Below are 12,082 nucleotides of genomic sequence, written 5' to 3' on the forward strand. Positions count from 1 at the left end.
TCAGGAGGCCCGGCGGCGCAGGTGGAGCACGGCGGGCACCAGCAGGCAGACGGCGCCGAGCACACCCACGCCCAGCACGATCCACGGCAGGTACTCGCGCAGGTCGGAGGTATCGTCGCCGGTCGCGCGCTGTTCTTCCAACTCGTGCTCGGTGCCCACCTGGATGCTGCTCACCGGGGTCGCCGCGTTCACCGTGCAGTCGCCGAACCCGGGCAGGGCGAAGGTCTCGGTGGCCACGCGCACCTCGTAGAAGCCCAGCGGGGGCTCCCAGTCCTCCCAGGCCAGGGTGGGCGGATCGTCACCGGTCAGCAGCCTGCCGTCGCTGCCGGAGAGGCTGGCGGTGAGCGTTCCGGCCCGCTCGGCTGCGGACGCCATGTCGTCGGTGCTGATTCCCGGGAGGGGCTCGGGGTTGGGCGCCACGACGAGTTCGAGGTCGGTCGTGGCCTCCTCGTCGGTCTCCTCCTCGGGCTCGAGCTCGGCGGCCAGGGTCAGGGAGAGCTCGGGCTCACCGTCGGAGGAGCCGCTCACCACGGGGAAGAGCTGCCCGACCACGGTGAGGGTGCCGGCGCCCTGGTCACAGGAGACGTCAGCGGGCCTGACGTACGCGTGGGAGGGGCCTTCGGGCGAGGGCTCGGCCGCGCCGAGGGTGGCCGGTGCCAGTACGAGGGTCACGGCGAGGGCGGACAGGACACGTGGGAAGCGGGGGGCCCAGTTCATACGGCATGAGCATAGGCCGCACCCGAGCAAAAAAGAAGGTTTCTTTCCTGTTTTGTTGTGCGAGCGTCCCCGCCGCCAGGCGGGCCGAGTTCCTCCCGGGAACAGGGACCGGCCGTGCCCCCGCCCAGTGCACGACTCTCACCGCGGGGGACCTGACCCGAGATCCTCTTCGAAGTCGGAGCCGGGACGCGCCGTCGTGCTTGCTTCCGGGCCCGGCCCCGACCCGGATCTCGGTCCGGGCTCGGTCTGCGGGGGCTTGGAAAGCAGGAGCGACAACCCCGCCCAACCCACGTCCGCCACCGTCATCACCAGCCGCGACAGCACCGCCACCACCAGGGCCGCACCCGCGTCCACCACCGGGGCCAGCGCCACCACCAGCACCACCTCGCGCACCCCCAGTCCTGCGGGCGCGAACACCACCAGCAGGCCCAGGGTCCAGGCCAGCGCGTAGGCCCCCACCGCCGGACCCACCGATCTCAGCGCCTCGCCGCCCACGGCCCAGGTCAGCAACCACACGTGCGCGCCCAACGGCACCCACGCCACCAGGGTCCAGGCCACCGACGCCGCGACCGAACGCCCACCGATCACCAGCGGACCGGCGTCCGCCACCTCACGGAACCTCGCGAACGGTCGCGCGGCCAACCGCACACCCCACCCCAAGACCCTCGGGTGCAGGCAGGCCAACAGCACCGGCGCGGCCGCCAGCGCCCACCACCACCGTCGGGCCGCCTCGGCGGAGGACAACGGCAGGGCCACCGCCGCGACCGCCAGGCTCACGGCCACCGTCACGGCGATCGCCAGGAGGGTGGCCGCCGCCCCGCGCGACCTCGGAACCCGCCAGTCGCGGGCCAGTTCCACCTGGGCCACGAACGCCCACACCGACCCGGGCAGGTACTTGCCGAGCTGGCCCACGAACATCACCCGGGCGGCCGCCGCCCTCGGCAACGACGACCCCAGCCCGGCCAGCAGGGACCGCCACGCCATCATCTGCGCGGCGAGCCCCAGCATCCCGGCCAGGACCGCGGCGGGCAGTACCCAGAGGGGGAGTTCGGAGACGGCGGTCCGCGCCTGCGTCCAGTTGGCGTACAGGGCGGCGGCCGCGCACGCGCACACCAGCGCGAGCAGGGCCAGGCGCACCCAGGAGTTCCGTCGAAGCCGAGTCAGCACCCCCCAAGCCTATGCCGGACGCGCGGGGCGCTCCCGGTTGTCCACAGGCCGGATCCGGGCGCGGTCACCGGGTGGCGCCCGAGACCCGGTACCGCCGGACGCGTAGGCTGAGCCGTTATGAGTGGTGCGAACGACCCAGCCCCCATTCCCACACCGACGGCGTCCGCCATGCGCAGGGCCCTGGCCCGCGCCCGGGACGGCAAGACCCTCGACGTCACCGAGGCCGAGGTGCTGCTGCACGCCCGGGACGAGGACCTCGACCAACTCCTGGAGTACGCGGGACGGGCCCGCGACGCGGGCCTGGAGGCGGCGGGCCGTCCCGGCGTCATCACCTACAGCCGCAAGGTCTTCGTCCCCCTGACCCGCCTGTGCCGCGACCGCTGTCACTACTGCACCTTCGCCACGGTCCCCGGCCGCCTCGACGCCCCCTTCATGTCCCCGGACGAGGTCCTGGAGATCGCCCGCGAGGGCGCCGCCATGGGCTGCAAGGAAGTCCTCATCACCCTGGGGGACCGGCCCGAGGACCGCTGGAAGCAGGCCGCCGAGTGGCTCAACTCGCGCGGCTACGACGACACCCTCTCCTACGTGCGCGCCATGGCGATCATGGTCCTGGAGGAGACCGGGCTGCTTCCGCACCTCAACCCCGGCGTGCTGACCTGGTCCGACCTCCAGCGGCTCAAGCCCGTCGCCCCCTCCATGGGGATGATGCTGGAGACCACCTCGCGGCGGCTGTTCACCGAGAAGGGGCAGCCCCACTACGGCAGCCCCGACAAGGACCCCGTCGTACGCCTGCGCGCCTTGGAGGACGCCGGGCGTTCCAGCGTTCCCTTCACCACCGGCATCCTGCTCGGGATCGGCGAGACGGTCGCCGACCGCGCCGAGTCCATCTTCGCGATGCGCGGGGTCTCCCGCCGCTACGGCGGCGTCCAGGAGGTCATCGTGCAGAACTTCCGGGCCAAGCCGGACACGGCGATGATGCACCGCCCCGACGCCGAACGCGACATGATGGCCGCCACCATCGCCGTCACCCGCCTCGTCATGGGCCCCAAGGCCCACGTCCAGGCGCCGCCCAACCTCATCGGCGCGGACCAGGGCGGTGTGGACGAGTACGAGCTGATGATCCGCGCGGGCATCGACGACTGGGGCGGGGTCTCCCCGCTCACCGCGGACCACGTCAACCCCGAGCGCCCCTGGCCGCAGATCGACGACCTCGCCGCCCGCACCGCCGCCCGGGGCTTCACCCTGCGGGAACGCCTCACCGTGTACCCGGAGTACATCCGGGCGGGCGAACCCTGGGTCGACCCGCGCCTGCGCGAGCACGTCCACGCGCTCGTGGACCCGGAGACCGGCCTGGCCCGTGAGGACGCGCCCCTGGTGGGACGCCCCTGGCAGGAGCCCGAAGCGGTTCTGACCTCGTCGGGCCGCACCGACCTGCACACGGAGATCGACTCCGAGGGCCGCACCGGCGACCGGCGCGGCGACTTCGACGCGGTCTACGGAGACTGGGACGAACTCGCCCCGGGAGTGGACCGCGAGGGGGCCACACCCCGACGCCTGGACCCCGAGATCGCCGCCGCCCTGCGCAGCGCCGAAAGCGACCCCGCCGGGCTCAGTGACGCCGAGGCGCTGGCCCTGCTGCACGCCGACGGCGACGCCCTGGACGCGCTCACCGGCCTCGCAGACCGGGTCCGCCGCGACACCGTCGGCGACGACGTCACCTACGTGGTGACCAGGAACATCAACTTCACCAACGTCTGCTACACCGGCTGCCGGTTCTGCGCCTTCGCTCAGCGCCGCACCGACGCGGACGCCTACACGCTGTCCCTGGACCAGGTGGCCGACCGCGCCGAGGAGGCCTGGAAGGCCGGTGCCACCGAGGTGTGCATGCAGGGCGGCATCCACCCCGACCTGCCCGGGACCGCGTACTTCGACATCACCAGGGCCGTCCGTGAACGCGTCCCGGACATGCACGTCCACGCCTTCAGCCCGATGGAGGTGGTCAACGGCGCGGCCCGCACCAACCTGCCGGTGCGCGAGTGGCTGACCCGTGCCCGGGAAGCCGGACTGGGGTCGGTCCCGGGGACCGCCGCCGAGATCCTCGACGACGAGGTCCGGTGGGTGCTCACCAAGGGCAAGCTCCCCGCCAGCGAGTGGATCGAGGTCATCACCAACGCCCACGACCTGGGCATCCCCACCACGTCCACGATGATGTACGGGCACGTGGACTCCCCGCACCACTGGGTGGCGCACATCAAGCTGCTGCGCTCACTCCAGGAACGGTCGATGGAGCGCAACGGCAGGCCCGGCTTCACGGAGTTCGTGCCGCTGCCGTTCGTGCACACCAACGCGCCGATCTACCTCGCCGGGCTCGCCCGCACGGGACCGACCGTCCGGGAGAACCGCGCGGTGCACGCGCTGGCCCGTCTCCTCCTGCACGGGAGCATCGACAACATCCAGGGCTCCTGGGTCAAGCTCGCCGAGGACACCTTCCGCCAGCTGCTGCGCGGCGGCGTCAACGACGTCGGCGGCACCCTCATGGAGGAGACCATCAGCCGCATGGCCGGTTCCGGCCAGGGTTCGTACAAGACGATCAGCGACATCAAGGCACTCGTCGAGCCCACGGGCCGCCCGGTCCGCCAGCGCACCACCACCTACGGCGCGGTCCCGGAGGAGCGCCGCCGCGTCGCCGAGGCCAGCGACGGGGTGGCGCCCAGCATCCTGCGCCCCCGTCTCCCTCTGGCCTGACCGGGAACAAGGAGGGGCGGGGCGCCGGAGACCGCGTCCCGCCCCTCCTTCGTCAGCTCCTACGGCGCCCCAAAGCGGTGAGGACCGCCCCGGTCACGGCGCCGCCCACACCGAAGGCCAGAAGGGCGGGAGCGGCCCGGCGCAGCTGGAAGCGGGGCCGAGTGTCGGGGCGTGGGGGTACGTGCCGCGGAGCGGGGATGGGGGCCTCGGCCACCGCGGCCCCGAAGGCCTCGTCGAGGATCTGGTTGAACCTCGCCTCGGCCCTGCTCCCCGGCGCTGACAGACGGCTGACCCGAGCCTGGGCCCAGTAGTCCCGCCCGACCTCGCCCCGGAACATCTCCATGGCGTTGGCGCGGAGCCGGTTCTCCGGTGTCGCCCCGGCCCGGAACGAGGTACCCCACTGCGTGACGATCATGTTCGTGTACATGAGCTGCTTGCGGGCCCTGGCGTCATCGGCGCCGTCCACCGGACCCCAGCACTCGTCGAGGTCGGGGTCGGCCATGGCCATGCGTAGCAGGTCGCCCATGGCCTGACGGCGGCTCTCGTCCGCCGCCCTGCGCAGTTCACGAGCCTGGTAGACGAGGGTCACGATCACACCGAGGAGCGCGAGCACCGCGATCAACGCGGAGATCGCCCCGTAGGTCTGGCCGATGAGACTCAGTCGCTCCCACTCCTTGTTCGTCCCGCCGAAGACGCGCAACCCCAACGGCGAGACGAGGGTCAGCGCGGCTCCGGCGAGCACCACCAGTACGACGATGACCGTTGGGAGGACTCTCGCGGCACCCCGGTCAGCGGCTGACGGCGGAACGGATCCGTTCCGGACGGCCGGCGGAGGGGATGTGCGGATGGACCTCCCTGCGGTAGAAGTCGAGAAGGGGTTCGGACCTTCGGTAGAGCCCGGCGATGACCTCGGAGAGGCCTCGGGCGAGCTCCGGGTCGTCGATCCGCTTGGCTCCGACGGGCGCCCAGCGTTCGTCGTAGCGAACCTGGTAGACGACCTCCCCTCCGTAGACCACGAGTTCCGGGAGGGGGGTCTCCCGCTCGAACTCCCTGACCTGTTCGGCATCCAGAACACCGATCTCGTACCCGCTTTCGACGAAAACGCGGTGGCTCAACATCTCCCACCGAAGATACGGGGTCATGGGGGTCTCGACGATTCGGACCCGGCGGAGGGTCACTCCCTGTCGGGCGTAGCTCCGCCGCTGGCGTTCCAGGTCCGGGCGCTCATTCTCGAAAATCTCGGCCACTCGGGCCCAGTCACCCTCCAGGTAGGCGTCCCAGGCCGGGTCGCCGTCCTCGTGGAAGACCTGCGACCGCTCCAGTTTCCAGGAGTCCCCGCTGATGTCCGGGTCGGCTCGGACACTCGCCGCGTCCGCGTGGTAGGCCCGACGGTCCAACACGCGTCCAGTGGCAGAGCGGAGGCTTTGGAAGAGAGTGTGGTCAGGCATCGGTGATGTCCTTCTTGGCGGATCGGAGCATGCTCCCCGGGATCACCACGAGGCGCTCGTCGCTCCCGACCCTGAGGTCCGCCGGAAGCCGGTCGCGGAAGAGCTCGGTCGCGTCGCGACCGACCACGGCCACGTCGCCGTTGTCGAGCTCCCAGATCTCCGGGCAGTCGTCGTTGATCCTGCTCGCCTTGAGTTCCGCTGCGGTCTTGCCCAGACGCCTCGCGAAGCGTGCTGAGGGGTCGACCTCCCAGAGACGTTCCATGGGTTTCCTTTCAGGCCTGGGGGCGGGGGATTAGATGTGCCCAGGGAAATCCTGATTATGCCGCGATCGAGTGGATGGCAGAAACCGGCCAACAGCATCTTTGTCACAGCACTCTACGTGTTCAACCGGGTGCTCTTGAGCTTTCCGCAGGAACACTCGGGAGAGTTTTACCCGAGGGGCCCCGTGGCGCCTCTGGTGGGTATCGCGAACGCTCTGACCTCGGGTGAGGTGGGATTACGGAGAGGACTCGAACTGCACATGCTTCTGCGTGTGCATTTGTTCCGGAGTCTCGTGATTTGTGTCCTCATTGGAGCTGGGGTATTTCCACTCTTACCAGGACCTGTGTGTTAGGTTCCCATTCCTCTGGGTTTGGGTCCGGGCAACGAAGGAGGGGCGGGACGCCGGGGGGATGGCGTCCCGCCCCTTTTTTCTCGGGGCGGCCCGTCGGGGATGGGAGTGAGGCGACGGGGCGCTGACCGCGGGGTGGGAGTAACCCCGCGGGGTCGGGGTTACTGGAGTCGGGCCGAGATGGTGTTCGCGAAGTCGTAGTTGTTGGTGGCGTCCCAGTTGATGGACCAGGTCATCACGCCGCCGATCTGCCCGTACGGGGTGTCGGGGGAGAAGGAGCCGCAGTCGCTGCCGGTCTCGAGGCAGTCCAGGGCGGAGACGATGCCGCTGGGCGCCAGGTAGCCGCCTCCGGCGGCGGAGGGGACGGCGGGCAGGCCCAGGCCGACCTGGTCGGGGCTCAGGCCCATCTCCAGCTGGATGCAGGCCAGCGCGGCGACGAAGTCGCTCGTGCCCTGCTGGTACACGCTGTCGTCACAACCGAGCATGGAACCCGAGTTGTAGTACTGCATGTTCACGATGGTGAGGATGTCGGAGATGTTGCTGGCCAGCTGGTAGTACCCGGCGCTGGGGCTCTGGAAGTCGATGGTCTGGGGGGCCATCGCGATGATGAGCTCGGACCCGGCCTGGCCGCTGAGGTCCTGGAGGGCGCTCGTCATGTGCTCGGCGTCGATGCCGTGCTCCAGGTCGATGTCCACGCCGTCGAACCCGTAGTCCTGCATGAGTTCGTAGGTGGTGTCGGCGAAGTTCTGCGCCTGGGTGGGGTTGGTGACGTCCACGTGGCCGAGCTCGCCGCCCACGGAGATGATCACCTTGCGGCCCTCGGCCTGGATGGCGGCGATGTCCTCGCGGAACTCCGCGTCGGTGTAACCGTTGAGCTCGTCGCTGGCCAGGTTGAAGGTGATGCCGCCGTCGAGCTCGGGATGGTTGTCGGCGAAGGCCACCGCCACGAGGTTGTACTCGCTGGGGATGTCGGACAGCGGCATCACGGTGGAGCCGTTGTCGAAGTTGTGCCAGTAGCCGGTGAGCCACTGGCTGGTCTGTTGGGTCTCGACCGTTTCGGGGGTGGTTGAGGCCTGTGCGGGTTCCGGGGCCAGTGCGCCGCCTGAGGTGACGAACGCGGTGGCCGCCGCGGCGAGGCCGCTGAGGATCGCGAGCCTGGTGTTCCGGGTGTTGAGCATGGGGAGTGCTCCTTTCGCCGAGCGGGGTGACGAAGGCGTGCTCTGTGAGCCGGTAATTGTTAGGAAACTTTAAAGTTACGGTCCGCGACAGTCAACGGAAACGGTTAGGAAAGTTTGTGGTTTTCTTGGGCACCCGGTACCAGTCACATTCCGTAGTGACCGCTCCCGCTGTCCCGAATGTCCAGGTCACGCGCGAGCTTCGTGAACACGTCGTAGTCGATGTCCCCCGAGCGGTACAGGGACATGAGGGAGTCACGGCGGGCCTGGTTGATCTGGGCCAGCGTCTCCCTGCGGTCCCGGGCGTCCTCCTTGACCTGGGCCAGGTCGGTTCCGTCCCCGTCCAGCAGCCCCTTCACGTGCCCGATCCGCTTGCTGAACCGATCGCGCATGGCGTCCGCTGACTTGTCGTCCAGATCACCCTCGGTGAGCATCTCGTCCACCTTGCGCACGGCCGCGCAGTCCATCTCGTACTCCGCGCGCAGGAACTCCTTGTGTCGGGTGCCCTCGTCGGTCAGTCCCAACTTGCGCAGCAGCCACGGAAGTGTCGTGCCCTGACCCACGAGCGTGCCCATCACGACCACGCCCGCGATGAAGATCAGCGCGCCCCGCTCCGTGAACTCCTGCCCTTGCAGGGTCGCGGGCAACGACAGCGCGATCGCCAGGGACACCGCCCCGCGCATCCCGCTCCAGCCGATCGCCACGCGCTCACGGAAGCTCGACACGTCCAGTTCGGATCTGGTCAGGAAGCGTTGCACTGACGTCAGGATCAACATCAGCACCATGCGCAACACCATCGCGGTGACCATCACCACCAGCGCCACCGCCAGCAACTGGACGAACGCGAAGTTCTCCCGCACCGCCCGCACCACGGAGTCCAGCTGCAACCCCAGGAGCACGAACAGCATCGCCTCCAGCAGGCTCACCAGGGTCCGCCAGACGGTCTGGCCGCTCACCCTCACCCGGGGCGGCAACAGCCCCTCACCGTGGGTGCCCAGGTAGAACCCGGCCACCACGGCCGACAGGACCCCGGAGAACCCCGACATCTCGGAGGGGATGTAGGCCACGAAGGGAGTAATGAGCACCGTCATCAACTGGAGGGAGGGGTCCCGGATACGACTGCGCCCCCACGCGATCACCACCGCGACCACCACGCCGTAGAGCAGCCCGCCCAGCACCACCTTGCCCAGCTCCAGGACGGCGTCCCCCGGCGTGAGCGGTCGCATCATGGCGGTGATGGCCAGACTGAACAGGGTCAGCGCGACCCCGTCGTTGATCAGGGACTCACCCTCGAGGATGGTCAGCACCCGGCGCGGGGTGCCCGCCCTCTTGAGGATCGCCGAGGCCGCCACCGCGTCGGTCGGGGCGATCGCCGCGCCCAGCGCGATCGCGGCGGGCCAGCCCGCGTCGGGGATCAGCAGGTGGATGACGGCGGCCAGACCGAACGCCGTCGCCAGCGTCATCCCCACCGACATCACGATGATGGGCCGCGCCAGGTCCCGCATGTCCCTGGGAGAGGAGAAGAACGCCGCGTTGTAGATCAACGGCGGCAGGAACACCAGGAGGATGACCTCCGGTGCGATGGACATCGAGTTCATCCACGGCACCACCCCGAGGAGCATGCCGAGCATCACCAGGACCACCGCGCCCGGAATCCTGATCCGCCCGGCGACCAGCTGGCCCACGATGACCGCGATCACCACGACCAGCGTGGCGATCACGTAGTGCTCGACGGACATCCCGGCTCCCTCCGACGGCCCAGCCCCCGCCCCAGCATGCCGGGGCGGGGACGGGCCGCGACGGAGGACGCGCCGCCGACGACCCCGGGGTCAGCGCACCACCATGAAGGCGTCCGGGTCCCGGGGCGGACGGTCCTTGGGCGCCTCGGCCGCATAGCCCACGGCCACCGCGCCCATCGGACGCCAGTCCTCGGGTACGTCCAGGACCTCCCGCACCACGTCGGCGCAGAACATCGTGGAGGAGATCCACGCCGAGCCCAGGCCCTCCATGGCCAGGCCCACCAGCAGGCTCTGCACCCCCGCGCCCATGGCCACGAGGAACATCGACCGCTCGGCGTCGGCGCGACGCTCGTCCGGATACGGGTGGGCCCCGTCCGCGACCAGGAACGGCACCACCAGGCTGGGCGCGCCGCGCAGCACGTCGCCGCGCCTGGTCCGCCTCGCGATCTGCTCCTCCGTGAACCCGTCGCCGCGCAGGTCCTCCACCCAGGCCCCGAGCATCGCGTCGAGCAGCCGCTGACGGGTCTGCGCGGACTCCACCAGGACGAACCGCCAGGGAGTGGTGTGGTGCGGCGCCGGGGCGGTCACGGCGGTGGCCACCGCACGGCGCACCAGGGAGGGATCCACCGGCTGTTCGGTGAAGGAGCGCACGGTCCGCCGGGCCGCCACCACGTCCCGGGAGCCGTAGCGGAACAGGTCGTCGTCGGCGGGGCGGATCAGTACCGCCGCCCCGGGGCCGTCCTCCTCGGTGACCAGGTCGCCCAGGCCCGAGACCACGGCCACCGGTACCCCGGCGGTCTTGCCCTTGACCAGCTCACCGGCGGCGGCGACCTCGTCGGCCACCGCGTTGATCGTGGCCTCCATGACGTTGCCCTGGGCGTCGGTGGTGCCGCGCAGGTCCTGGATCGCGGTGATCCCGGCCGCGCCGATGGCCACGTCGGTCTGGCCCATGCGCCAGGGACGGCCGAACGTGTCCGAGACCACCACGCCCACGCGTACGCCCAGGAGTACGGCCAGGCGGGCACGCAGGGCGCGCGCCGAGGCGTCGGAGTCCTCGGGAAGCAGGAGCACGGTGCCGGGAGCGACGTTCGAGGCGTCCACTCCGGCGGCGGCCATGACCAGGCCCGACCGGTGCTGCGCGATCCGGATGTGGCCCATCCGCGCCACCACCCGCTCGGTCTCGGCGTCGATCGCCGCCTCCCGGTCGTCACCCGGCTGGGAACGCCCCTCGGCCTTGCTCACGATCTTGGAGGTGACCACCAGGACGTCGCCGTCCACCAGCGGTTGGCCGGAAGCGGCCACGGCCCCGGCGATCAGCGCGGCGAGGTCGTCGCCCGCGCGCACCTCGGGGATGCCGGGAAGCCCGCGGACCCGCAGCTCGCCCACCCTTGGTTGCGACTCTTGGCCGCGCTCCGAGCGCGTCGGGACGGTCACCGGTTCCGCTCCCCTCGCGCGGACAGCTCGACGGCCAGGTCCACGGCGGCGCGGGCGAGCGCCTCGGTGGACTCCGGGTCGCTCATGTACAGCGGGCGGGACCGCACCTCCACACCGTCCACCTTGGTGTCGGCGTCGGCCTCGTCCACCAGCCAGCCGTCCAGCAGGTCGGAGCCGAGGTGGTCGGCGACCGCGCCCGCGCTGGTCTCCACGCCGATGGCGCTCAGGCAGGCGTCCGCCATCCCGCGCACGGGGGCGCCGCCGATGATCGGTGAGACGCCCACCACGGTCTTGCCCACCATGGCCTCACGGATGCCCTCGATGTTGAGGACGGAGCCCACGCTCACCACGGGGTTGGACGGCGGGATGATCACGGCGTCGGCGTTGCGGATGGCGCGGATCACGCCGGGGGCGGGCTTGGCCTTCTCGGCGCCCATGCTGATGATCTGCTCGGCGGGCAGCGCGGCCCGGTGCCTGATCCACCACTCCTGGAAGTGGATGGCCCGGCGCCCCTCCTCGTCGTTGACGATCACGTGCGTCTCGACCTGGTCGTCGGTCATCGGGATGAGTCGTACTCCCGGTTGCCAGCGGTCGCACAGGGCCGTGGTGATGGCGGAGAGGGGGTACCCGGCGGCGATCATCTGGGCCCGGACGATGTGGGTGGCGGTGTCGCGGTCACCCAGCCCGAACCAGGTGGGCTTCATGCCGTAGGCCGCCAGCTCCTCCTTGACCGTGAAGGTCTCGTCGGTACGGCCCCAGCCCTGCTCCTCGTTGATCCCGCCGCCGAGGGTGTACATGACGGTGTCCAGATCCGGGCAGATCCGGAGACCGAAGAGGGTGATGTCGTCACCGGTGTTGCCGATGACGGTGATCTGGTGGTCTGTGGCCTGGTCGGACTCGGTCGCGGCGCCGATTCCCAGTGTGGCCTTGAGGCCACGGAGGAAGCGCGCGCCGCCGATACCGCCAGCCGGTACGACTATCCGCATGCGTCCAAGTCTGGCAGGCTGGGGGCGAGTATGGGTCGTCTGCCCCTCCGTGGGTACGATC

The 12,082-nt window shown here is 70.4% G+C and carries 10 protein-coding genes; 1 reads left to right on the top strand and 9 read right to left on the bottom strand.

Annotation, left to right across the window (positions count from 1 at the left end; translation table 11 throughout):
- Together BDW27_RS15550 and BDW27_RS15555 are read right to left on the bottom strand one after the other, a co-directional pair.
- Positions 1–717 carry a hypothetical protein gene (locus BDW27_RS15550; protein WP_110049867.1) on the bottom strand — a complete coding sequence of 239 codons (717 nt, stop codon included), beginning with the start codon at positions 715–717 and terminating at the stop codon, positions 1–3.
- A 138-nt stretch (positions 718–855) separates the two neighbouring features.
- Positions 856–1,884, bottom strand: a complete 1,029-nt coding sequence (locus BDW27_RS15555) for a lysylphosphatidylglycerol synthase domain-containing protein (RefSeq protein ID WP_110049869.1) — start codon at positions 1,882–1,884, stop codon at positions 856–858.
- Between the two features lie 117 nt (positions 1,885–2,001).
- On the opposite strand from BDW27_RS15555, the gene BDW27_RS15560 reads away from it, so the two are divergent.
- Positions 2,002–4,629, top strand: coding sequence for a bifunctional FO biosynthesis protein CofGH (locus tag BDW27_RS15560; protein ID WP_083927427.1), 2,628 nt, complete (start codon positions 2,002–2,004; stop codon positions 4,627–4,629).
- A gap of 52 nt (positions 4,630–4,681) precedes the next feature.
- Here BDW27_RS15560 and BDW27_RS15565 read toward each other — a convergent pair whose 3' ends face one another.
- The 7 genes from BDW27_RS15565 to cofD form a co-directional block, all read right to left on the bottom strand.
- Complete coding sequence (locus tag BDW27_RS15565) at positions 4,682–5,374, bottom strand: DUF6082 family protein (protein ID WP_110049870.1); 693 nt, start codon at positions 5,372–5,374, stop codon at positions 4,682–4,684.
- 43 nt (positions 5,375–5,417) lie between these two features.
- On the bottom strand, positions 5,418–6,029 hold the full coding sequence (locus tag BDW27_RS15570; RefSeq protein ID WP_146223267.1) for a DUF6879 family protein: 612 nt from the start codon (positions 6,027–6,029) through the stop codon (positions 5,418–5,420).
- A 40-nt stretch (positions 6,030–6,069) separates the two neighbouring features.
- Positions 6,070–6,339 carry a hypothetical protein gene (locus tag BDW27_RS15575; RefSeq protein ID WP_110049874.1) on the bottom strand — a complete coding sequence of 90 codons (270 nt, stop codon included), beginning with the start codon at positions 6,337–6,339 and terminating at the stop codon, positions 6,070–6,072.
- Between the two features lie 509 nt (positions 6,340–6,848).
- Positions 6,849–7,865 (bottom strand): chitinase, encoded by a 1,017-nt coding sequence (locus BDW27_RS15580; RefSeq protein WP_017542431.1) that lies wholly within the window; start codon positions 7,863–7,865, stop codon positions 6,849–6,851.
- 143 nt (positions 7,866–8,008) lie between these two features.
- Positions 8,009–9,601, bottom strand: a complete 1,593-nt coding sequence (locus BDW27_RS15585; RefSeq protein WP_110049875.1) for a Na+/H+ antiporter — start codon at positions 9,599–9,601, stop codon at positions 8,009–8,011.
- A 90-nt stretch (positions 9,602–9,691) separates the two neighbouring features.
- Positions 9,692–11,035, bottom strand: coding sequence for a coenzyme F420-0:L-glutamate ligase (locus tag BDW27_RS15590; protein WP_370446514.1), 1,344 nt, complete (start codon positions 11,033–11,035; stop codon positions 9,692–9,694).
- Positions 11,032–12,021, bottom strand: coding sequence for a 2-phospho-L-lactate transferase (gene cofD, locus BDW27_RS15595; RefSeq protein ID WP_110049879.1), 990 nt, complete (start codon positions 12,019–12,021; stop codon positions 11,032–11,034). Before cofD ends, BDW27_RS15590 begins: the two co-directional genes overlap by 4 nt.
- Positions 12,022–12,082 lie beyond the last annotated feature (61 nt).

The sequence above is a fragment of the Nocardiopsis sp. L17-MgMaSL7 genome (assembly GCF_003182025.1).
Lineage (GTDB): Bacteria > Actinomycetota > Actinomycetes > Streptosporangiales > Streptosporangiaceae > Nocardiopsis > Nocardiopsis prasina.